Genomic DNA, 23,459 nt, shown 5'->3' on the forward strand with positions numbered 1-23,459 from the left:
TCTACCTTCTTATTCCTTGTTTTAAACAAAATACCAAATCCATTACACGTGCTCTTGGTGTTTTGATCACTTTATAATACGAACTGAAATTTTGAAATAACACTCTGAAAAAACTACCTTTTTTCAAGTATTGAATGTGTTTCTCACAAAAATCAGAATAACAATCAAAATCCTTAACATTCTTCTCAAAATCATGATCTACACTCTTTAACACATGTATCACATGCAAAGCAGATTCACAAAATGCAGTACGCGCATATAAAGCATCCGTCACTGTGTTTGATGTCGTAACATCTTTTAATCCAATCGCATTTTTATCATGTATCCTATATTGAAATAAGGGTGCATTATAAAAATACATGGAATTCGTTTCACTTGCCAATAATACAATCAACCAATCATGTACAAACTCTTCTGTAAAACATTCTAGAAAACGAGCACATAATTTCTTAGTTAAACATAAGGCACAACCTTGAAAACTATTGCGAATCGATAATTCATAAAAACTGATGGGTACAACTTCATTGGTTTTAACCTTTTTCATTAAAAGATTATTGTTGGACATTCGAGAATCTAAAGGAACCGTAAAAACATCTCCCTTTTGATCTATAAATTCAAAAGAAGAAGCTAGGACTGAAATATTCGAGTTCTTTTCCATAATAGAAATCATATCTTCTACTTTATTGAATTTCCAAATATCATCTTGATCACTTAAGAAAACATAATCTCCATGACATAATGAAATTGCTTTTTTAAAATTCTTTTTATACCCAAGATTTTCTTCATTCTTATATAACTTAATATCTATATCTTTATGGGATAAAATATATTGTTCTATAACACGAACTGTTGAATCAGTAGAACAATCATCTACAATAATGATTTCATCCACTTTGCATGTTTGAGTATAAATAGAATCCATTTGTTCTTGAATATATGTTTCCCCATTAAACGTAGCCATCGCAACTGAAATCATCGAATCACCTTTTCTTTCAGCACATACAATAAATCCATGACTCTTGCCTTCTTTGTTTTAATAAGTGAATAATAAGGACTTGTATTTTGACACAACAACTTAAAAAACTTCTTATTTTCTAATGCTTGAATATGTTGATAAAAAAAAGCACTCATATGACTAAACTCTTCTTGATTCTCTTGATAATAATCCGAATTTGCCAGTCGAATTATATTTAAAACATTTAACGCATTATGAGCATTCTGTGTACGAATCTTTAATGTATTTGCTCGTTGCAAATGCTCCTCTTTTGTTTGCGTATCATATTGTGCGCCAATAGAATTGTTTTCGTGCAAACGATACTGAAACAATGGCTTATTATAAAAGTACATACTACTATAACTAGCCGCAATACTATTAATTAAATAGTCATGTTCAATATCTGTAGAGTAATGTTCTAAAACTAAATCCTTGATCCACTTATCCAATAGAAGAGAACAGCCTTGAAAGTAGTTCATAGCAAGATAATCCAAGAAATCCACTTGATATAAACTATCTTTTTCAACAGGACGACAATATAAATTATTATTGGAACGACTCTTATCCACTTTCATTTGTATTTCTTGATTCTTATCATCAATATAAATAAAAGAAGAAGACAATACATGCATATTCGAATGACTTTTCATCATACGCATCATTTCTTCCACTTTATTAGGTAACCAAATATCATCTTGGTCACACAAAAAAATATAATCCCCGCTACATAATTCCATAGCTTTTTTAAAGTTAAGACGATACCCTAGATTCATATCATTTTGTACTACCTTAACTGGGTATTTTTTTAATAATTCTATAGTTGAATCACTCGATCCATCATCACAAACAATGATTTCATCCACTTTCATAGATTGATTAAGAATGGATTCTATTTGTTCGCAAATATATTTTTCACCATTATACGTAGTCATTGCGACTGAAATCATTCTTAATCACCTAGCTTTCTAAAAAATTCGATTTAAAGCCTCATCTAATGTGGCATTAAATTTCTTTGTCGTAAAGTATGTATTATACAAATTCTGAATATTCTTTCTTCTTTGAAGCTGCACATCCATACTTTCTGAACAAATCCTTTCTGCCACTTCTTTTATATTCGACTTTTTCAAATTGAAACCAATATCCCATTCTTCACAAAAATCTTTTGTGTCCCCCTTAATTGTATTTATGATAGGAAGTCCCGCACACATATAGTCTAGTGACTTCATAGTCAACCCAACTACTACACTGGACTTCATGACATTAAAGCCATAATTACACTGATCAAACACTTCTTGTTTGCGTTGAAAATCGTATACTTCCTTATGGTCAACTACATTGACTCCTACACATAATACCTCTTGAATGAAATATTCTTTATTTTCACCATCACCAATAATATGCAACGTACACTTTTTATGAGCACTGCACTCCCTTAAAAAAGCAGTGATTCTAGGAATGTCTATAATATTATTTATAGAACCCAAGTAACAGAACTGCAACTCATCTTCACTTAAATACGGATTCATTGGCAAACACTCTCTATCAATTGCCCAATATAGAACATTTCCACAATGTACATATTTCTTAAACAATTCACATTCACAGAAAACGACATCTCCACTTGATAAATACTTATCACGATTATTCTTCCATATTTTAAAAGGTAATAATCCCTTATATCGATCAATCGGCATGGATTCTGGCCATAAATCAATAATGTCATACATCACTTTAACATTATGATGTTTCTTTTTATATTTCGCCATTTCTTTTACAAGCGTATTACACGGAATAATACAATGAATTAAATCTGGTTGAATGTCTTCCATAGCCTTTCTTGCCTTTTTAGAAAACTCAATATGAGATAAGATTCTATCCGCAGAAAGATTCTTATGATACTCTCGAACAGGAATCACAACATCAGCTTCAGCTTGATAAACCGCTTTTTTTCTATGCGAAAAATTTGAAGTCACACTCACAACATCAAACCCCTTAGAAGTGTAGTATTTCTTCAATAAATGAATACGATCCAAACATGTATCAAACGCATATACTAATGCTACGACCATAGATAACTCCCCAACCTAAATATGATATAAACGAAGACCTTATAACTATCCCTTAGTTATTATTATCTTTATTATGGATACTTCCCGTACCACCTTCGACAACCCCATCATGTTTTAACACGGAAAAGATTGTCATAAAAAAACATTTCACATCAAATGAAAAACTTAAATTCTTACAATACTCTCCATCAAGCTTAGCCTTAACATCTATTTCCAGCTCATCACGACCATTTACCTGCGCCCAACCAGTAAGACCAGGAAGTACATCATTGGCGCCATAATGATCTCTCAATTCAATTAAATCATATTGATTCCATAGAGCAGGTCTTGGACCCACAATTGCCATTTCCCCTTTAAATATATTAAACAACTGTGGAAGCTCATCCAAAGACGTCTTTCTCAAAAATTTACCAATACTCGTAATATATTGATCTGGATTTTCCAATAAATGCGTAGGCATATCTTTCGGTGTATCAATACGCATTGTTCTAAACTTTAAAATATTAAAATAAGACTTATGAATTCCCACACGCTTCTGCTTAAAAAACACAGGTCCCGGAGAAGTCACCTTAATTAAAACCATTAATACAATCAATAGTGGAGATAAGATTATGATTCCAGCCAAACTCAAAAGAAAATCTATCGTTCGCTTTCCATATTTCGAATACATAAAAACACTCTCCTATTTTTGTAGAGATTTTCTCTACGTAGAAAAGTATACCATAATAAAAAGCCTGAAACAAAAAAAGTTAAGAAAGTTAAATTAAACTCTTTTAATATCATCTTTATATAAGGGATATATTAAAATTATGTGATAATGTCAAAAAAAAGAGAACTTCATGTTCCCTTATATAAGTAGTGCTACCATCTTAAACACAAAAACTGCAACCAACAAAATCCCAATCCACTTAATGAACTTAAATGCGACTTTGATCCCAAAATAAATTAAGGCTATTGAAACCACAAAACCAAGAATGTCTGACATCTTTCAACCTCCAATTTAACAACTATTTTAATTGATTTTTACCTTCCTTTCAATACTTGCCTTTGATATAATTTAAGTTACCAATAACACAAGGAGTGATACAATGCGAACACCAGACTTAAACTGGATCAAAGACCCACGTGTCTTTCAAGTAAACAGACTACAAACTTACAGCGACCACATATATACAATTGGAAAGGACAAAAAACCAAGCTCATTCTCACTAAATGGAACATGGAAATTCAACCTTTCAAAAAATTATGATTCATGCTTTAAATTCTTCTATAATACAGAATTTAATGACTCCAACTGGAACGACATCCAAGTACCCGGACACATCCAGCTCCAAGGATTCGATAACCCACACTATACAGACGTTACCTACCCTTGGGATGGGCATGACGTGGTAAAACCCGGACAAATTGATATGGACAAAAACAAAGTCTATCAATACCGTAAAACATTTGATTGTCCACAAGACTTTATCGGAAATAAACTCATTCTATCCTTTGAAGGCGTAGAATCCAATATCTACGTATGGCTAAATGGTAAATTTATCGGATATGCAGAAGATTCCTTTACTCCAAGCCGCTTTGACATCACAAAATACATACAAGAAAAAGATAACATACTCTGCGTACGCATCTTTCAAAAATGCACAGGCACATGGCTAGAAGACCAAGACATGTGGCGCTTTACAGGCATATTTAGAGATGTCATGATCTATAAACAACCAAATCTTCATATACAAGACTTAAAAATCGATACAAACATTGATCTAGACACACACAAAAGTGTTCTTAGTTGTGTTTGTAAAATGAGCAGCAATGAATCCCATACACTACAAGCCAAACTATATGATCCACAAGGAAACATCGTATGGAATGGCAATATGCAAGATTCATTTGAAATCCCAGTAGAAAACACATGCCTATGGAGCAGTGAATTTCCGAATCTGTATCAATTAGAACTCGTTTTATACGATACAAACAACGAAATCATAGAAACCATTCAAGAACAAGTTGGATTTCGAAAATTCACGCTCGAATACGGCATTATGAAACTCAATGGAAAACGAATTGTATTTCACGGCATCAACCGCCATGAATGGGATCCAAAAACAGGAAGATGTTTATCTCAAGAAAAAATGGAAGAAGACATTCATATCTTAAAATCACTAAACATCAACGCCATACGAACATCTCACTATCCAAACAACAGCTATTGGTATAAACTATGTGACCAATACGGAATCTACGTCATTGACGAAATGAATCTAGAAACCCACGGAGCCAATGATATCCTTCCACAAAACAAAACCGAATGGACAGATTGTTTATTAGATAGAGCTAGAAGCATGTATGAAAGAGACAAAAACCATGCCTGCATCTTAATGTGGTCACTTGGAAATGAATCTGGCAGCGGATCCAACTTCATGCTCCTACACGACTACTTCAAAGAACAAGACCCATCAAGACTTGTTCACTATGAAGGCATCACACAAGATCGTACATTCGAAAATGCATCCGACATTGAATCTAGAATGTATACATCTCCAGAAAATGTGAAAGCCTATCTAGAAAGCCATCCAATGAAACCATTTATGCTATGTGAATATATGCACGCCATGGGAAATAGTCTTGGAGGCATGGAAGAATATACCAATCTAGAAGACGAATACGAACAATACCAAGGCGGCTTTGTATGGGACTATGTAGACCAAGCCATTTTAAAAGACGGACAATACTATTATGGACAAGACTTTGACGACTACCCTAATGACTCTAACTTTTGTGGAGATGGCATCCTATTGCCAAATCGAGAAGAAACCGGTAAAAGCCAAGAACTAAAACAACTCTACCGCTATGTCGATATGGAAATCCATTTCGATTCGGTAACCATTAAAAATAAAAACCTATTCTACGACCTAAGCAAAGATACCTTTATCTTTGAATTGAAACAAAATGGACTCGTTATACAATCCGGCATCTTTAAAACAAGCGTAGAACCAGGCACTACAAAAACAATGCCCGTACAATTTAAACAAATCAATACCCCAGGCTATTACACAAAAACCATCTACTACAAAACACCATTAGGCATTCAATCCTTTGACCAACAAGTCTTTGAAGTCAAACAAGACCCACCCAAAGAACAAGCCATGCTCGTAGTAGAAGGCAAAGAAACAATCGGCATTCAATTTATCGATACCGAATACTTATTCGATAAACGAAAAGGTTTAGTATCCATTCAAGTAAATGATGAAGAAATACTTCAACAAGCACCAAAACCCATCTTCTACAGAGCCTTAACCGACAATGATCGTGGTGCCAAACAAACCTATGCCAACTGGCTAAATGCAAGCCTATTTCAAAATGTAGTTGACTTTAAAATGATACGAAACTCCAAATGCGCACAAATAATCTATACAATACAACTTGAATCTATTGAAGAAGAATGTAAACTCGTCTATACAGTCTACAACAATCAAAGTATTCAAATCCAGTTGCACCTAGACAAAAACTCACAAAGACAAACACTACCACTCTTTGGAATCGAGTTTGCTCTAAAAGAAGAGTTCAAAAACTTCGCTTACTTTGGAAAAGGCGAAAAAGACACATATATAGATCGAGACCATGCCTTAACCGATTTCTACTTTGAAAACGTAGACACAAACTACATTCCATACTTAAAGCCACAAGAACACGGCAACCACACAGACTGCAAATGGTGCAGCCTATCCAACGACACCATTCAAGTAAACATCAAGTCTGAAAAAATGGAATGCATGGCAAGCAAGTATTCCTTTATGCACCTATATAATGCTAACCACACATTTGAACTTCCACAAACCAATACAACCCATCTAAGAATCACAAAACAACAAATGGGCGTAGGCGGAATCAACAGCTGGGGCGCAAAAGTACAACCACAATACTTAATTGACCAATCTAAAAACCTAGACTTTACATGTACACTCTATATTTCAAAGAAGGATTAACCTCCTTCTTTTTGTTTATACGTTTCACTATAATACGTATTGTGTATGCACGTATATTTTGATATGATAATTGTGCAAAGAGGACACATATGCCAATGACGTCAAAGGATATGGAGCGACTTATCCTTACGGATGGATGGGTTCCCACAGGCAATACAAACACCCAACGAAAAAAGGTAAAGTGACTATACCATTATCAAAGTCAACTGAACAATCCATTCTAAAACAAGCAGGGCTTAAATAACTCTGCTTGAATATTTTAAAAAGGAGGTAAACAACATGTTGTCAATTTATCCAGCTTGTTTCTTTAAAGAAGAAAATCATTACTCTGTCATTTTTCCAGACTTCAATTACCTTTCCACATGTGGAGATTCACTACAAGACGCAATGGAAATGGCCGTAGATTGTCTAGCCGGTGCATTGTTCAGCGCAAAACTAGACAATGAAGATATTCCAATTCCTTCAAAGTTAGAAGAAATTGATCCAACACAAATCGCATCTGAACTTGAATTCGAATTTAAACAATCTTTTGTCACCCTTGTATCTGTTGATGTTGAAGAATATGCAAAAACACATTTCAATAAAGCTATCAAAAAAACATTAACCATACCCGAATGGTTAAACAATGAAGCTATGAGCAAGAAAATCAATTTCTCGCAAGTTCTTCAAGAAGCATTGATTGCCAAATTGCATTCGTTGTGAATTATAAATATCTAACACATTATACGATCAACCCTCATACCTTCTATTAAACTATTCCTTTTTACTTGGAGTACAAACAATGATACTATCACACCCTCAAAAACAGTAGACCACGATAAGGTCGCAAAAGAACTCGAATTTGAATACAAAAGTTGCTTTATTAAACAGATTGAGCTGTAGTTACAAACTACAGCTCATTTTCTGATTCAACCAAAGAGAACTTACAAAAACAATTCAAATCTTGATTTTTTTCATTTTTTGGAAATTACGCAAATGTTTTCCCTTTTATTTCTTAATCAAATTACTATCATTCTTATACTTCGTAAATGCTCCTTTTGGATTTTGATTCCAAAAGGAGTTAATATCAAAATGATGGTTTATTAAAACTTGTTTAAGATTCTTACATTTTGCTAAATCACTCTTATACTCACTATTCGATTTACTCTTCATGAGCTCCTTTACATTTGCAATATTACAACTACGCACTAACTCATCCTCTAGATTTTTCACTTCAGGAATAATAATCACCTTTTTCACATTAGACTGTTTTTTTAAGAAATGAAGATTGTAGTCTAATATATCCGTTTCATCTTTATCTGTATCAAACACCAAGATAACAATCGTTCCAGGTTTTAATTTCATTAAAATATTTTTGTTCAATTTATTCTGAATAACATTAAATACATCCACTTTTCCAGCTTGAATACATTGAAAATCTGTTTTTAATGTATTAATAATGGCACGTTCCCCTTCACCTTCAACAAAGAAATGATAAATATTTTTAGACATGGCAATGGCTCCTAATCTTACAAATCTTCAATTTCATATAATAAATCTAAATTTGGTGAAACCGAAAACAAGTCATTATCAACTGCATTTCTCAATGAATCCGTACTCTTCTTTAGATAATCGGCCGCATTTATTACCTTAATGACTTGATCATCTTCAAATATTTCTTTCTTTAAGAAGTTAAAACTATGCTTAGGAAGAGGCAGATCCAATATATCTAAATTATGTGTTGTAAAAAACAACTGACTATTGGGTTTCAACAAAGAAATCATTAATGATAAAAAGCCTTTTTCGATATCTGAATGTACATACGAAAATTTTTCATCACAATAATAAAAACTATGTTTATCCGATTTAATAGAAGCTACAATTCCCGCAATATCAAGACCAGATTTTGTACCACTAGACAACATAGACGGATTTAATATCTTACCATCTTTTATAAGAATCTCTTCCTTTCCCATCTGAATCGCATAAGTATCTTCAAGTTCATTTAATTTTATAATTCCCTTAATTGCAGGATCTAATACTTTTAAAGTATGATTCAACACTCTCAAATATTCTTCATTCTCTTCAATGCGATATCTAGTTTTAAAGAACGCATCAAACGGAAACGAAAATAGCCATGATAAATTCTTCAATTTTTCTAATTCCATAATGTAATTCGTATCTGTAAAACCTGTCATTATTGAATCTAGTCTTTTTGCACAAGTCTCATAATTTTCTCTTTGCTTAATATCAGTCGACTCAATTCGAATTTTAATATTCTCAGAAGAATAATCATGATTTTCACTAGGATCAAACTCTGCATTAATTCTGTATAACTTATAAATATCATGATCCATATTCACAAAATCCATTGAAAAAGAAGCTTTTTTATCTTTATCCGCAATATATGACGTAATAATTTCTACATTTCTTTTTCCAATCAAAATAAATATAGAAAGAATCAGACGACCTAAAGACGTCTTTCCTGTCGCATTTGAACCCATAATAATATTCACTTTCTTATAGCGAAAATTTGGTAACCCATCCAAATGTTCATGTTCAATATATGAATTCACAATTTTTTTTGGATACGAAAAATTCACATGAAAATTTCTAAATGCACATAAATTATCCAATTTTAAATCCATAACGATCATATTTCTCAACCTCTCTTTTTTTGTATTACTTCTACTTATTAGAACTAATATCAGTATATACTTATATTGCATTTTTCTCAACCAGAAAAGAAAAGTATAGTTCGTTTGATTTTTAGATATCAAAATGCCCCATACCTTCTATAGATATGAGGCTTTAAACTATTCCCTTTATCCGGATTGCAAATGATAATACTACCAGCACCCTCAATATATAAATAAGCCTCATACTTCTCTTTAGCAAATTCAATCAAATGACCTGTATTACCCAACCCTAATACTTTGGATATTCTTTAGACACCCAATTCACTAACAAGAATAATGATTGCACTTCATCCTGGTATTCCGTATATTCAATCACTCTTTAATTTCATAGTTAATAGTTCCATGACCATCTTTGATTTCAACTCTAGCCATGGCACCATTTACTACATACATATGCGGATACGTATGACCAATATCCACCTGAAATACAACATTAATATCAGGTAGTGCTTTTTTAAAAGCGTCTTCATACCCAATTAAATCCGAAACATTCTTAAATAGTACACGACCTACCAATATAGCCTTTGTATATTTAAAATACCCCATATACTTCATCTTCAGTAAAGCACGATACACATCACATGAATTCATTGAAAAAATATCAAAGAACCAAATAATCCCATCTTCTTTATAACGTTCATTAAATTCTTTTACAAAATCATAAGGCGTGCCCGCCATATCATTTATACTCTCAAAACAACCACCAAGTAATCTACCCGATACACTACAATCACCCACATACTCTGTCTTTGTGTTAAGTATTGGAGCACCATCATTATAAAAATCAACATCCTGATGCATAGAACTTGAATGCAATTCACTATTCTTTCCCTTTAAAAAATCAAGACACAAACTCGAATATTCATTAATACTATATTCATCAAAACTACCCGCATTAAAACCATACACCGTAGCCAAATCACACTTACAAGTTATGGGAAACAATAAATTTGTAGGATCACTCGCCCCCAAGTACCACTTGGGATTCTTTTCAATCCAATCAAAATCCATATACGGCAACGTCTCAAACTGAAAGTCACCACCAGCCGCCAACCATATAGCTCCAACACTAGAATCATTCACCAACAAATTCAATTCATCAACACGAGTTTTGGCATCAATACTTGGTTCACTATTATTACGAACACTAGCAGTTTCAACAATATGATACCCATTGGATTCAATATACTCTATAGACGCATCAAAACTATCTAGCTTATGCCCTACACCACTCGACATAGCACAAACACCAATTGTATTATACTTCTCATTTAAAAATTTAGGATATTTCATACACAAAAAAACCTCCACACCCATTATAAAGGAAAAACGACAAGACACAAAGTCCTGCCGCATTTCCAATAGTTTAAAATAGAAAGGAAGTTTTATGTATTAGCACTTAATACACTTTTATTATAATCCCTATACAACCATTTGTCTTTGTACTTTTTAGTGAATTTGTATTAAAATCAGTCATAAACTAACATCTTTCAATACTAAATACTGCTTCGAACATAGATTTTCTAAACGAACATCAATAAGAAAACCATTAACATGAATTGCGATATTCAAATTACCATACTCGCTTCACTTTGTTTCTTAATATTACTATCTACACGAACACTAAAGCTTATTGTATCCATACTCATTTATATGGATGTCAATACAAGAGGATAGCCTTAGCCTTAATAAAATATATTGTGTAAAATCCGATTGATGGTAGAAATACCAAAAACGGTGTACCCTACCAAAACCAAACGGAAAGTGATTGGAAACGTCAGCCTGGACCCAGGCTAAAAACAATGAGGACTCGGTAAGATGTTCAGACTCACAACAATCAAATTTAGAGCTTTTACTCTTTTTTTATTCCATTTCGGCAGTCTCAAGCTAGCGTTTCTTCATTTTCTTAAATATATTTGTTTTCAATGTATACTCACTCTTTCAATACTCTTAACGCTTCCTCTACGTCAGAGTATCGTTTTACCAAAGGATCACACACAATACGTTCAGCCTCCAACATAGCTGCCATTGTTTCCTTGTTTACATCAAAAGGAAAACCACCTACACAAAGAGACTTATTAAGAAACACATTGATCGCAGTATTCAAATCAACACCTAATTCACCATACATGGCTTCACATTGTTTTAAAATATCACTATCTACACAAATATTGAAACTTGTTGTATTATCCATAATATTAGCTCCTTTACATTTAAATTTTCATTAAATTATGCTATGCAATTAAGGCAAAAGTAATACTACACTACCCTTTTGCTTTTCTTAACCCATAAGATATTTCTGCACTCTTTATGGAATCACTTAATTCTTTGATAATTGTCCACTTAACTGTGTATTAATCGTTTTTCCAAATGCATAGGTCGTTCCAAAGAAACTTTTTTTATTTCTAGTAAGTTTAGAATCAATTCATTTCAAAGAACAGTTACGTACTTCATTTACTGAATCCAAACATTTTTTTGAATTCTTCAACATCTTTTAGATCATGATGATCATTTGTTGTTTGAATTTTGATTTTCTTTGTATCCGACATAATACGACAAAATCGATCTATATCAGAACCTTTAATTTTAAATGTATCTGTAAAACTCTTGATTGCCATACAACATACCCTACCTTTCAAAAATAAATAACGCTTACCTAGGCCACAACGGTGTGGAAGACGCATCTTTTACCCACTTCAGACGTTCCTATATCTATAATACACAAAGTTTAACCAACAAAAAAGAGTAGGCGCGCATTCCTACTCTTTATGCATCCTCTATTAAGTCGCGATTTAAGAGAATAAATTGACGGATTATTTCTCACAGAAATATTATAGAGAGAAATAGTTCTATGTGCGAAATCGCTTTCACAAAACCAATAGTATTATATATCAATTTTGTTTATCATGTTTGCACAAATTAGCAATCTGTTTATATTTTTTGTTGAGAATCATAAATAATCAAAGCCATGAAGACAAGATCCTCATCTTGTTCATTCAAAATACTATGACCCTTGCCACTTGGCGTAAAATAATGTTCCCCTGGCTTTAAATATAAAGTTCGCTCATGATTATCATCCAGTGTTGCCACTCCAGAAAGAACGAAATAATCTTCGCCATCTCCATTATGCACATGATAACCAACACTACAACCCTTCTTTAAAGTGACCTTGGCATACACACGATTCATACCATGCATCTCTTGAGTACTCATGATATGTTCAAAATGTGCAATACCAGTACCACCCATAAAATTTTCTTTATCTACAACTACCATTTTCTATACCCCTAGATCAAAGAATTATCTTTGAAATAATTGATCTTCATACTTGACTTCACTTCATCCAAAGTCTTTTCCGCTGTCGCATACGCCTTTTTCGTACCCTCTTCTAGAATCTTAACAACTTCAGGAAGTTTAGCCTGCCATTCCAATCTTCTTTCACGAATTGGAGCCAACTCTTCTTGCATAACACTATTTAAGAAACGTTTCACCTTCACATCTCCTAAACCACCACGCTGATAGTGTGCTTTTAATGCATCCAAATTTTCATATTCCGGCAAATACTTTTCGAAATGCTCTGGCTTACAGAACGCATCCAAATATGTAAATACACAGTTTCCCTCAATCTTACCAGGATCACTCACCTTAATATGATCAGGATCTGTATACATACTCATAACTTTCTTCTTGATTGTCTCTTCATCATCCGACAAATAAATACAGTTACCTAAAGACTTAGACATCTTTGCCTTACCATCTGTACCCGGAAGTCTTAAACAAGCACAGTTTTGTGGTAATAAGATTTTAGGTTCTACCAAAGTTTCCCCATAAATCGAATTGAATTTGTGAACGATCTCCTGCGTCTGTTCAATCATAGGCATCTGATCTTCACCAGCAGGAACCGTAGTTGCCTTAAATGCCGTAATGTCGGCAGCCTGTGAAATTGGATAACACTGGAAGCCAACCGGAATGCTCGCATCAAATCCACGCATCTTAATTTCAGCCTTCACAGTTGGATTTCTTTGAAGACGACTTACAGAAACTAAGTTCATATAATAGAATGTCAATTCTGTCAATTGACTGATTTCAGACTGAATAAAAATTGTTGTCTTACTCGGATCAATACCACAAGCCAAATAATCCAAAGCCACCTCTAAAATGTTTTCACGCACCTTATCCGGATTATCAAAATTATCTGTCAATGCCTGTGCATCCGCAATCATAATATAAATTTCATCATATTCTCCAGAATTCTGTAAAAGAACACGATTTCTTAAGGAACCCACATAATGTCCAATATGCAATTTACCCGTCGGACGATCCCCCGTTAAAATAATCTTAGCCATAAATACCTCACTATAATAATTGTTTCTTCGCAAAATTCCATGTGTCTCTACACATGTCATCTAGATTCTTTTCAGCCACCCAGCCAAGCTGTTCCTTAGCACGAGTCGGATCTGCGTAGCAAGTCGCAATATCACCTGGACGTCTTGGTTTGATCACATAAGGAATCTTGATTCCATTCACTCTTTCAAAGGCATGCACAATATCCAATACACTATATCCTTTTCCTGTTCCCAAGTTACAAATATGCACACCCGGCGTATTGTACTTTTCAATTGCTAATACATGACCTTTAGCCAAGTCAACCACATGAATATAGTCACGAACACCCGTTCCATCCGGTGTATCATAATCATCTCCAAATACACCAAGTTCTGGAAGTTCACCCGTTGCCACTTTCATAATATATGGCATCAAGTTATTTGGAATTCCCTTTGGATTTTCACCAATCAAACCCGACTCATGCGCTCCAATAGGATTGAAATAACGAAGTAAAGTTACACTCATTTCTGGGTTGGCAAACTGCACATCTGTTAAGATTCTTTCCATCATCGCCTTTGTAGCTCCATAAGGATTGGTTGTAACACCAAGCTTACAGTCTTCTGTTAAAGGAACCACTTCAGGATCTCCATATACAGTCGCACTTGAACTAAACACAATACTTGGAACATGATACTTTTTCATCATTTTGGCAACTACTAAAGTAGTCATCAAGTTATTTGTATAATACTCAATTGGTTTTTGAACACTTTCACCAACTGCTTTAAATGCACAACAATGAATCACCGCATCCAATTTATTTTCCTTAAATACAGACTCTGTTTTTTCTTCATCTAACACATTGAATTCATAAAACTTAACATGTTTTCCTGTAATTTTATAAATCGATTCCAACACATCTGGTTTTGAATTTGAGAAATCATCAATCACGACAACATCATGACCACTTTCTAATAATTCAACACAAATATGACTACCAATATATCCAGTACCACCGGCAATTAAAATATTCATACGTAAAACCTCATTTCTATCCAACATTATAACCTATTTTGACCATACTACAAAATAAGAATCTCTTTACATTCCTCTTTGGTTAAAGATACAGCCTTATCCTCAAACCAAAGACAACCATTCTTCTTGTCATAATAATCAAATTTGATACTACGACCCAATTTCTTTTCCAACTGCTTCTTTTTAACCAGTACAAGTTTAGGATTTAAACACTGATCATAGATCTTAAAAGCCAAAAGAAACTGTGAAACACTATGACAAAGTACAACCCTCTCATCTTCACACAAATTATCTATATTCTTTTGTTGTGTCAAAACAAGATTAAACTTCTTTTTCGGATCCCGATATAGGAATGGATAGTACAAATAAAACATCGACTTACACTTTTGACATTGATGTATAAAATACGAACCATCATTCAAGCGAATTCTAGCGACACTATCCATTTGTGCAATCACAACCGTATCTCTTTTTATCTCAAAAACATGCCCACAATGTGGACATGTGATGGGTATCATTCTTTCTTTCATCAAATAGATCGACAAGCCGATTTTAACCACTCAGCTTCATCACTCGTTAAATAAGGACTGATCTTTTCCAATACCTCTTTATGATAGTTGTTTAACCAAGCCTTTTCTTCATTTGTCAATAAAGAAACATCCAAACCATCCAAGTCAAAAGGTACAAACGTAATTGGTTCAAAATGCATGAACTGACCATAGTTATTCACATTGCCTTTTACGACAACCATTTCATTTTCATGACGAATACCAAACTTACCTTCACAATAGACACCCGGCTCATTTGAAGTAATCATACCCTCATCTAATACACACATTTCATTACGATGAGGTAAGACTCTCCATCTAAAGCCATTTGGTGATTCATGTACATTCAATAAGTGACCTACACCATGTCCTGTACCACATTGATAATCCACATCCTGATCCCATAGTGGTCCACGAGCTAGAATATCTAAGTTGATTCCTGAACATCCAAATAAGAAGTGTGCATCCGATAAACGAATATGTCCTCTTAATGCCTTAGTAAACCAATATCGCTCTTCTTCACTAATATCACCCAACACAAATGTACGCGTAATATCTGTAGTTCCCTCTAGATATTGTCCACCACTATCAATTAGAAGCATGCCTGAATTTGTAATTTCAACATTCGTTTCTGGCTTTGAAGAATAGTGCATCATAGCCGCATGTTCTTTATAAGCACAAATCGTATCAAAACTATCCTCTAAATAGTTGTCTTGTTGGCTACGAAGAACTTGTAATTTAGACTGAACGCTCATTTCGCTCATCTCTATCTTACCCACATTCTTCTTTAACCAATACATGAATTTAGTAACGGCAACACCATCTTTAATGTGCGCCCACTTTGTACACTTTAATTCTGTTTCATTCTTTAAAGCCTTCCATAAAATGATTGGACTCTCCTTAAATACTGGCTTAGCCTTTAAATTAGAAACAATCGCATAGTTTACACTCGAAGGATCCACTAGTACTAAACCATTCAATGCCTTTGTAGCTTCATACATATCATTATAGCCACAAACCGTAACATTGTTCTTACTAAATTCTTGTTCACTCAATTCATCCAAACGAGAAGCATCCATATAAATAGAAGCCGAATCTAAAGATACGATTGAATATGCAAGCGCAACTGGAAAGTTAGGAATGTCATGTGCTCTTAAATTATAAAGCCATGCAATCTGATCCACACTTGTGAGTACAATGGAATCGACTTTATTTTCCCTTAAGAAAGCACGCAAACGAGAAAGCTTACTTTCCATAGATTCACCCGCAAACTTTTCCGAATAATGGAAAGTTGGTGTACTAGGAAGCTCAGGACGATCTGTCCATACGTCATTTACTAAATCTAGATTTACATTCATGTTTAAGTGTGCCAAATCAAATACAGATTTATAGGCCAAGGCATCCTTTGTATTCATGACACGACCATCAAATCCAACGGTATCGTTTTCTTTTAGATTTTCAACAATATACGCATCTAGTTCAGGAACTCCAGGCTGACCCATTCTCATTAAATCAATGCCTGTACCTTGCAATTGATTTGCCGCCTGAATAAAATAACGACCATCTGTCCATAGTGCAGCCTTATCCAGTAATACAACTAAGACACCTGCACTTCCAGTGAATCCAGACATATATTTACGACATGCGAAATATTCGCAAACATATTCTGTTTCATGAAAGTCAGACGTAGGAATAATATATGCCTGTACATTATTCTCCATCATCTTCTCACGCAATTTTGAAATTCTTTGAGTAATCATTTTTTTAAATCCTTCTTTCCTCTATGCCAATTTCTTAAGTGCATCCACCTGGTATACCATATCCAAGAAATCAAATGCCCCACAAGAAAAACATAACACAATCATAATCAAAAATAACATCTTAATAATATAAGTCACAAAATAAACCGCTTTGACACTATTCTCCAATCGCATGTATTTAAAGTGTGACCACATAATAAAAAGCGGAAACATAAACAATGCACCTTGAAACAACCAATACATCCAAGTACGATTTTGTAGAAGGTATAAGATGTTGAATACCTTATGCGCATGAAAATCAATCATGAACTGATTGATCACAGCCACCGATGCATGCCCATTTAAAAAGCCAAGTGCACCTAGAAAGCTGACACCCGCAAATACATTCGTCAAAAAGATAACGGTTTTTGCGATTTGTTTAGGCTTCTTTGTGGTAACACGATTTGCCTGTGCCAAAAGACATAAGTGGCTCACAATAAAAAATATACCATATAAAAATGAATAGAACGGAATGAAACAATAGAAGATACAGAAAACTATCGATATACCCAACATTAGATTTCCAATGGAATCGGTTGTCGTACGATACTTCTGAATTCTACGAATTCCATTTTTATGCATTGAAAAAGCACGCGTAATCGCATTATAAACCGGTTTTGGAAGTATTGACATCAATACCACGAAAACAAGCACAATACCTATCACAATATAATCGCCCATTTTATCCCCCTTTTAATATTTACCTTTCTATTGTAGAATAAAAATATCATTTCGTCCAATCAGAAAGAGGTCTATATGAAACTTATATTTTTAGACGCCGATGGCACCCTGTTTCATCACGAAGGCTACATTCCGGATAGTGCAATAGACGCTTGTATTCAAGCCCAGAAAAACGGACACAAAGTCATTCTATGCACAGGAAGACAGCGCATTGAAATCTTTGGCCCGATGCTAGAAATTGACTATGACGCCATTATTGCCGGAAGTGGGGCAACCATTGAATGTGAACACAAAATCGTAGAAGAAAATGCACTCACAAAAGAAGAAAGCCAATACCTTTCTAACTACTTATTAGAAAACAACATTCCCGCAAACTTTGAATGTTCTAATGGTATCTATGCCACTCAATATACAAAAGACACGATGTTAAAAATGGTGGAAGAACAATGTGCCGGCAAAAGTGAAGAAGAAAAAGCCAAACATGGCCTTACCATTCTAACGAGCCAAATCCGTGTTGTCGACAATATAAAAGACCTTGTCTACAACAAAGTCTCCGTTATTGACAATGGGAAAACGCCATACAAAAAGATCCAACAAGATCTGTCCGACAAATACGATGTGATTCCGGCAACCTTTGCACCACTAGGAAAAGAAAGTGGAGAAATCACTTCCTATCACATCAATAAAGCCACAGGCATGGATGCCGTAATCAAATACTTTCATGCCGACATTAAAGATACGATTGCGATTGGAGACGGCTTTAATGATATTCCTATGTTTGAAAAAGCACATCTAAGCATCGCCATGGGAAATGCTCCACAAGAAATCAAAGATAAAGCAGATAAAATTACAACATCACTAGATGAAGATGGTATATATCATGCCTTTAAAGAATTGAATCTAATTTAAAGAATATCCTACAAAAATCATATACGATTTCTGTAGGATATTCTTTGCCTTCAATTACCGCATAGTTTGAAAAACACGTTTGATCAGACACTTCAATCACAGGACATTCATCGATTTCAATTTGATTTATTATTCTCATAAGCAATTCTAAAATAATCCAAATAAGCTTTATATTTGTCTTGTGCCGACAAACAAGTATCCATTAGATATCCTCTTTCATAATCCCATTCTTTTAAGCCGCGATAATAAAACATTTTCAACTGATCATCGATTATAAATGGGACAATATTATATTTCAAACATTCTTTAAATAAAATCAATCTTCCAACACGACCATTTCCATCTTGAAATGGATGAATACGCTCAAACCTTACATGAAAATCGAGTATATCTTCAAAAGTTTTTTCTTTTTTACCATTATATTCTTTTAACAATTCCTTCATTCTACTTGGAACTTCTTCAGGAAGTGCTGTATTCATTCCTCCAACTTCATTTGGTACCTTTTTATAGTCACCGACCACAAACCATTCTTTTCTTGAATCACTTGTACCATTCTTCAAAGTCAAGTGTAAATCTTTATTGAACCTCTCATCACTGAAGTGACGAGATTCTTGGGAACAGGGTTTCTATCGAAACCTTTCTTACCAAGCTATCCCCGCAGTTCCTGCGGTTTTTATTAATTTTAGTTAATTTGCTAATATGCCCTGCATCAATATATTGATGGATGCATTTATATCTCTGTCATGATTTGAATGGCATTTTGGACATGTCCATTCTCTTACTTTTAAATCTTTTGTTCCTTCATTCTTATATCCGCAACAATGACAGGTCTGACTGCTCGCATAGAACGTGTCTACTTTCTTGATTACCTTTCCATACCACTTTGCTTTATATTCTAGCTGTGTTGTAAACTTTGACCAGGATACATCCGATATAGACTGGGCTAGATTGTGGTTTTTAAGCATGTTGTCGACTTTTAAGTCTTCTATACAGATGATGTCATATTCTCTAATGATTCTAGTAGATAGTTTGTTGATAAAATCCATTCTTTGACTCGCTATCTTTTCATGAAGTCTTGCAATCTTGATTCTGTTTTTGATCCAGTTGCGGCCGCCCTTTGTTTTTCGTGACTGCTGCTTCTGTAGCTTTTTCAGTTTCTCAATCGACTTCTTCAGATATTTTGGATTCTCTACCTTTTCTCCATTACTCAATATGATAAAATCCTTGATACCTAGATCTATACCTGTTTCATTATATGTCAGTGGAAACAAGACTTCTTCTACATCCGTATAACATAATGAAACATAATACTTGCCACTTGGTACTTGTGATACCGTTGCACTAAGGAGTCTTCCTTTTGGTGCTCGTGTTTTCTTTATCTTTACAAGACCAATCTTAGGAAGCTTGACCTTATTTTCATAGAGTTCAATATTTCCATTCGTATATTTTGTTGTATACGAATAACGATGCGTCTTCTTCGATTTGAATCTAGGATATTCAGCTTTTTTCTTAAAGAAATTGGTATAGGCCGTATCCAGATTCTTTACACTGGACTGTAGAGCAATCGAATCCACTTCCTTAAGCCATTCATATTCTTTCTTTAAAGAAACTAGATCCTTAGCACATGCCGAATAACTTAACGTGATTCCATCTTTTTCATAGACATCCTTACGTTTTGCCAGGTAATGATTATATACAAAACGAGTGCAGCCAAAAGTCTTGGCCAGCAATATTCTTTGTTCTCTGTTTGGATAGATACGATACTTGAATGCCTTTTCCATGATGATTTCTCCTTATTGATTCGCTATTTTCTTTTTTGACTTCTTATATACTCTATAATCTGTTCTTCTGTATTTTCAGAAACTGTAGCTACAAAATAAGAAGGATTCCATAGATGTCCACCCCATAATTTGGATCTTAGACCATCTCCAAACTCTTTCATCAAGAGTCTGGCCGATACACCCTTCATAGCTTTTATAATATTTGGAATGTAATGCTGCGGCGTACAATTGATCAGCATACGGATATGATCTTTCTCTATATTCATTTCCAGAATTTGAAAACCATTATCCTTTGAAATCTGAGTCAGCAGCTCTTTTAATCTTGTTGCAATCTGTCCATTCAAGATATTACGACGATACTTTACACACCATACGATATGATATTGTATTGAATAGACATAGCCTCTTCCTTTAACAACTTCCATATGTTTTTCCTCATAAATATTATAACATATGTATATACTTAAAATAATATATTTATCATTTATTTTTAATTTATTTATCTAACATCTGCACATCTAATTCATCTCATGACTAAAGTCACGAGTGTTCTTAGATTGCATTATAAAGTAACAGGCTGTTCTTTCTTCTTGTTCGTACGAACAGGTTTTTTGGCATTTTCTGGAATTTTCCAAGTTTTACCGGCAATAAATGCACCATCTACACGATTCTGTGCACAATAATTTCGAACACTGCGCTCGGATATATCCCATTTTTTTGCTATTTCGGCCACTGAAAAATATCTCATAAGAAATCCTCCATCTAGTAATAGTAGATCATATTATCGGCAATTTTATATTACAGATACTTTATTATTCATTTATTTTTGCCGGTAAAATGCAAAAAAAACGCCTAGATTTCTCTAAGCGTTTGTATGTTTTACTCTTCTACGATTTCACTCAAACGATCAATACCCACTTGGATACGACGCAATGTTTCATCTTTTCCTAAGATAAACGCAATTTCGATGGCTCCACCTGGAGTGAATTGTTTACCAGAAATAGCTGTACGAATTGGCCATAATACCTGTCCATTCTTCATTTCTAATTCTTTAGGAAGCGCTAATAAACATTCGTGCAATGCATCCATGCTGTCCCATTGATCAAAGGCTTCTAAAGCTTGCTTGCTGGCTTTTAAAGCTTTTAATGCAACTTCTGGAGTTGTTTTCATTTTCTTGTGACGATACATCTCTAAATCGTAATCTACTAATGTATCAAAGAAGTCAACACTCTCTTCGATTTGATTTAAGATATCAATACGAGGTTGAATGATTTTGGCAATCTCTTTTAAGTTGTATGGTCCATGAACCGCTTTTTCTAAGTATGGACGAACTGTTTCATAATATGTTTCTTCATCCATGTTTCTCAAATATACACCGTTCATCCAAGTCAATTTATCAATATCGAAAATGGCTGGTGATTTAGAAATACGGTGAATATTAAATACTTTGATCAACTCATCCAAAGTATAGATTTCCTGTTCAGTTTCAGGAGCCCATCCAAGAAGTGCGATATAGTTCATGATCGCTTCCGGCAAATATCCCTTCGCAACAAGATCTTGGAAAGAAGCATCTCCATTACGCTTTGATAATTTGTGGTGTTCATCCTTCATTACAGGAGGTACGTGTACGTATGTTGGTCTTTGCCATCCATACGCATCATAAATCAAGTTGTACTTAGGTGTACTTGATAAATATTCATTTCCACGAACTACATGAGAAATCTGCATTTGGTGATCATCAATAATGTTCGCAAAGTTGTATGTTGGATATCCATCCGATTTAATCAAGATTTGTTCATCCAATACATCTCCATCCACTTCAATACGACCATATACTTCATCATCAAAATAGGTTTCACCAACATCTTTGATTGTTTGACGAATAACATAAGGTTCACCCGCATCCAATTTAGCCTGTACTTCCTCAGCACTCAAGTGCTTACAAGGATCATTGAACTTAAAAGAAATACCTAAACTTTCAGCTTCTTTTCTTTGAGCCTCAATCTCCTCTTCACTACAGAAACAATAGTGAGCTCCACCAAGTTTAATTAAATCTTCGGCATACCCTTTGTACATAGGTAAACGTTCACTTTGAATATATGGACCAAAGTCTCCACCAATGTCTGGACCTTCATCCCAGTTCAAACCACACTCTTTTAAAGTTTTATAAATAACATCTACAGCACCTTCTACCTTACGCTCTTGGTCAGTATCCTCAATACGTAATAAGAAGTCGCCACCTTCGTGTTTCGCAATTAAAAATTCAAATAAAGCTGTACGCAAATTTCCAATGTGCATATAGCCAGTTGGACTCGGCGCAAAACGAGTTCTAGTTTTATTCATAGTTATAATCTTCCTTTCGCTTTCTATATAATAATACGAAACTACATTTCTTTCAAGATTCCTTCAATCAACTCCGACTTTTCTTTTCGAGACATTTGTTTAATTTTATACTCCAGCTTCAAAGCCTTGGACTTCGACTCACAAGCCCTTACATACACAAGCTTACAAGGCCTTCTAGACCGCGTATATTTTGCCCCCTTACCCAAGTTATGCGTTTCTAATCTTTTATCTACATCCGTTGTATATCCCGTATAATATGTAGAATCCCTACACTCTAAAATATATACATATTGACCTTTTTCCATATACCCAT

General features: G+C 34.2%; 26 protein-coding genes and 1 pseudogene. 4 read left to right on the forward strand and 23 right to left on the reverse strand.

The window, feature by feature from the left end; genetic code table 11:
* Position 1: 1 nt before the first annotated feature.
* The 5 genes from FYJ55_RS00180 to FYJ55_RS00200 form a co-directional block, all read right to left on the reverse strand.
* The gene (locus FYJ55_RS00180; protein ID WP_154555118.1) at positions 2-976 is read right to left on the reverse strand and encodes a glycosyltransferase; all 975 of its coding nucleotides are present in this window, start codon (positions 974-976) and stop codon (positions 2-4) included.
* A complete protein-coding gene (locus FYJ55_RS00185; RefSeq protein ID WP_154555119.1) occupies positions 973-1,941 on the reverse strand; it encodes a glycosyltransferase in 969 nt (322 codons plus the stop codon). The genes FYJ55_RS00180 and FYJ55_RS00185 overlap by 4 nt, the downstream gene beginning before the upstream one ends.
* A gap of 18 nt (positions 1,942-1,959) precedes the next feature.
* Positions 1,960-3,063: a glycosyltransferase gene (locus FYJ55_RS00190; RefSeq protein WP_154555120.1), complete on the reverse strand. Its 1,104-nt coding sequence runs from the start codon at positions 3,061-3,063 to the stop codon at positions 1,960-1,962.
* Positions 3,064-3,115: 52 nt separating this feature from the next.
* Positions 3,116-3,733, reverse strand: a complete 618-nt coding sequence (locus FYJ55_RS00195; protein ID WP_154555121.1) for a sugar transferase — start codon at positions 3,731-3,733, stop codon at positions 3,116-3,118.
* 177 nt (positions 3,734-3,910) lie between these two features.
* The gene (locus FYJ55_RS00200) at positions 3,911-4,048 is read right to left on the reverse strand and encodes a hypothetical protein (protein WP_154555122.1); all 138 of its coding nucleotides are present in this window, start codon (positions 4,046-4,048) and stop codon (positions 3,911-3,913) included.
* Between the two features lie 103 nt (positions 4,049-4,151).
* On the opposite strand from FYJ55_RS00200, the gene FYJ55_RS00205 reads away from it, so the two are divergent.
* The 3 genes from FYJ55_RS00205 (at position 4,152) to FYJ55_RS00215 (ending at position 7,751) form a co-directional block, all read left to right on the forward strand.
* Positions 4,152-7,049: a glycoside hydrolase family 2 TIM barrel-domain containing protein gene (locus tag FYJ55_RS00205; RefSeq protein WP_154555123.1), complete on the forward strand. Its 2,898-nt coding sequence runs from the start codon at positions 4,152-4,154 to the stop codon at positions 7,047-7,049.
* 136 nt (positions 7,050-7,185) lie between these two features.
* Positions 7,186-7,293: a type II toxin-antitoxin system HicA family toxin gene (locus FYJ55_RS00210; protein WP_195836623.1), complete on the forward strand. Its 108-nt coding sequence runs from the start codon at positions 7,186-7,188 to the stop codon at positions 7,291-7,293.
* Positions 7,294-7,328: 35 nt separating this feature from the next.
* Positions 7,329-7,751 (forward strand): type II toxin-antitoxin system HicB family antitoxin, encoded by a 423-nt coding sequence (locus FYJ55_RS00215; protein WP_154555124.1) that lies wholly within the window; start codon positions 7,329-7,331, stop codon positions 7,749-7,751.
* Between the two features lie 285 nt (positions 7,752-8,036).
* Here FYJ55_RS00215 and FYJ55_RS00220 read toward each other — a convergent pair whose 3' ends face one another.
* From FYJ55_RS00220 to FYJ55_RS00270, 11 genes are all read right to left on the reverse strand, one after another.
* Positions 8,037-8,540, reverse strand: coding sequence for a hypothetical protein (locus FYJ55_RS00220; protein ID WP_154555125.1), 504 nt, complete (start codon positions 8,538-8,540; stop codon positions 8,037-8,039).
* Between the two features lie 17 nt (positions 8,541-8,557).
* The gene (locus FYJ55_RS00225) at positions 8,558-9,685 is read right to left on the reverse strand and encodes an AAA family ATPase (protein WP_154555126.1); all 1,128 of its coding nucleotides are present in this window, start codon (positions 9,683-9,685) and stop codon (positions 8,558-8,560) included.
* Positions 9,686-10,039: 354 nt separating this feature from the next.
* Positions 10,040-11,020, reverse strand: a complete 981-nt coding sequence (locus FYJ55_RS00230; RefSeq protein WP_195836619.1) for a S66 family peptidase — start codon at positions 11,018-11,020, stop codon at positions 10,040-10,042.
* A 640-nt stretch (positions 11,021-11,660) separates the two neighbouring features.
* A complete protein-coding gene (locus FYJ55_RS00235; RefSeq protein ID WP_154555128.1) occupies positions 11,661-11,921 on the reverse strand; it encodes a type II toxin-antitoxin system RelB/DinJ family antitoxin in 261 nt (86 codons plus the stop codon).
* Between the two features lie 256 nt (positions 11,922-12,177).
* Positions 12,178-12,411 (reverse strand): hypothetical protein, encoded by a 234-nt coding sequence (locus FYJ55_RS00240; RefSeq protein WP_154555129.1) that lies wholly within the window; start codon positions 12,409-12,411, stop codon positions 12,178-12,180.
* A gap of 247 nt (positions 12,412-12,658) precedes the next feature.
* On the reverse strand, positions 12,659-13,003 hold the full coding sequence (locus tag FYJ55_RS00245; protein WP_154555130.1) for a cupin domain-containing protein: 345 nt from the start codon (positions 13,001-13,003) through the stop codon (positions 12,659-12,661).
* An 11-nt stretch (positions 13,004-13,014) separates the two neighbouring features.
* Positions 13,015-14,073, reverse strand: coding sequence for a tryptophan--tRNA ligase (gene trpS / locus FYJ55_RS00250; protein WP_117571709.1), 1,059 nt, complete (start codon positions 14,071-14,073; stop codon positions 13,015-13,017).
* 10 nt (positions 14,074-14,083) lie between these two features.
* Positions 14,084-15,085 (reverse strand): UDP-glucose 4-epimerase GalE, encoded by a 1,002-nt coding sequence (gene galE / locus FYJ55_RS00255; protein WP_154555131.1) that lies wholly within the window; start codon positions 15,083-15,085, stop codon positions 14,084-14,086.
* A gap of 47 nt (positions 15,086-15,132) precedes the next feature.
* Positions 15,133-15,645, reverse strand: coding sequence for a CpXC domain-containing protein (locus FYJ55_RS00260; RefSeq protein WP_154555132.1), 513 nt, complete (start codon positions 15,643-15,645; stop codon positions 15,133-15,135).
* A complete protein-coding gene (locus FYJ55_RS00265; protein ID WP_154555133.1) occupies positions 15,615-17,393 on the reverse strand; it encodes an aminopeptidase P family protein in 1,779 nt (592 codons plus the stop codon). Before FYJ55_RS00265 ends, FYJ55_RS00260 begins: the two co-directional genes overlap by 31 nt.
* Before the next feature lie 21 nt (positions 17,394-17,414).
* Positions 17,415-18,113 (reverse strand): hypothetical protein, encoded by a 699-nt coding sequence (locus tag FYJ55_RS00270; protein ID WP_154555134.1) that lies wholly within the window; start codon positions 18,111-18,113, stop codon positions 17,415-17,417.
* 75 nt (positions 18,114-18,188) lie between these two features.
* On the opposite strand from FYJ55_RS00270, the gene FYJ55_RS00275 reads away from it, so the two are divergent.
* Complete coding sequence (locus FYJ55_RS00275) at positions 18,189-19,022, forward strand: HAD family hydrolase (RefSeq protein WP_154555135.1); 834 nt, start codon at positions 18,189-18,191, stop codon at positions 19,020-19,022.
* On the opposite strand, the gene FYJ55_RS00280 is transcribed toward FYJ55_RS00275, so the two are convergent.
* The 7 genes and pseudogenes from FYJ55_RS00280 to FYJ55_RS00310 form a co-directional block, all read right to left on the reverse strand.
* The gene (locus FYJ55_RS00280) at positions 19,000-19,161 is read right to left on the reverse strand and encodes a hypothetical protein (RefSeq protein WP_154555136.1); all 162 of its coding nucleotides are present in this window, start codon (positions 19,159-19,161) and stop codon (positions 19,000-19,002) included. The two genes, FYJ55_RS00275 and FYJ55_RS00280, sit on opposite strands and share 23 nt — an antisense overlap.
* Positions 19,139-19,591 (reverse strand): annotated as a pseudogene (locus tag FYJ55_RS00285) (Fic family protein); the annotation flags it as partial. The gene FYJ55_RS00280 and the pseudogene FYJ55_RS00285, both read right to left, overlap by 23 nt.
* A 117-nt stretch (positions 19,592-19,708) precedes the next feature.
* Entirely contained in the window at positions 19,709-20,803 is a 1,095-nt protein-coding gene (tnpB, locus tag FYJ55_RS00290; RefSeq protein WP_154555138.1) for an IS200/IS605 family element RNA-guided endonuclease TnpB, read from the reverse strand.
* A 23-nt stretch (positions 20,804-20,826) separates the two neighbouring features.
* Positions 20,827-21,228 (reverse strand): IS200/IS605 family transposase, encoded by a 402-nt coding sequence (gene tnpA / locus FYJ55_RS00295; protein WP_154555139.1) that lies wholly within the window; start codon positions 21,226-21,228, stop codon positions 20,827-20,829.
* Positions 21,229-21,365: 137 nt separating this feature from the next.
* The gene (locus FYJ55_RS00300; RefSeq protein ID WP_229771011.1) at positions 21,366-21,551 is read right to left on the reverse strand and encodes a DNA-binding protein; all 186 of its coding nucleotides are present in this window, start codon (positions 21,549-21,551) and stop codon (positions 21,366-21,368) included.
* A 131-nt stretch (positions 21,552-21,682) separates the two neighbouring features.
* On the reverse strand, positions 21,683-23,146 hold the full coding sequence (gene gltX / locus FYJ55_RS00305; RefSeq protein WP_154555140.1) for a glutamate--tRNA ligase: 1,464 nt from the start codon (positions 23,144-23,146) through the stop codon (positions 21,683-21,685).
* A 41-nt stretch (positions 23,147-23,187) separates the two neighbouring features.
* A complete protein-coding gene (locus FYJ55_RS00310; protein WP_117924377.1) occupies positions 23,188-23,451 on the reverse strand; it encodes a GIY-YIG nuclease family protein in 264 nt (87 codons plus the stop codon).
* Between the last annotated feature and the right edge of the window lie 8 nt (positions 23,452-23,459).

It is taken from the genome of Holdemanella porci (assembly GCF_009696075.1).
Taxonomy (GTDB): Bacteria; Bacillota_I; Bacilli_A; order Erysipelotrichales; family Erysipelotrichaceae; genus Holdemanella; species Holdemanella porci.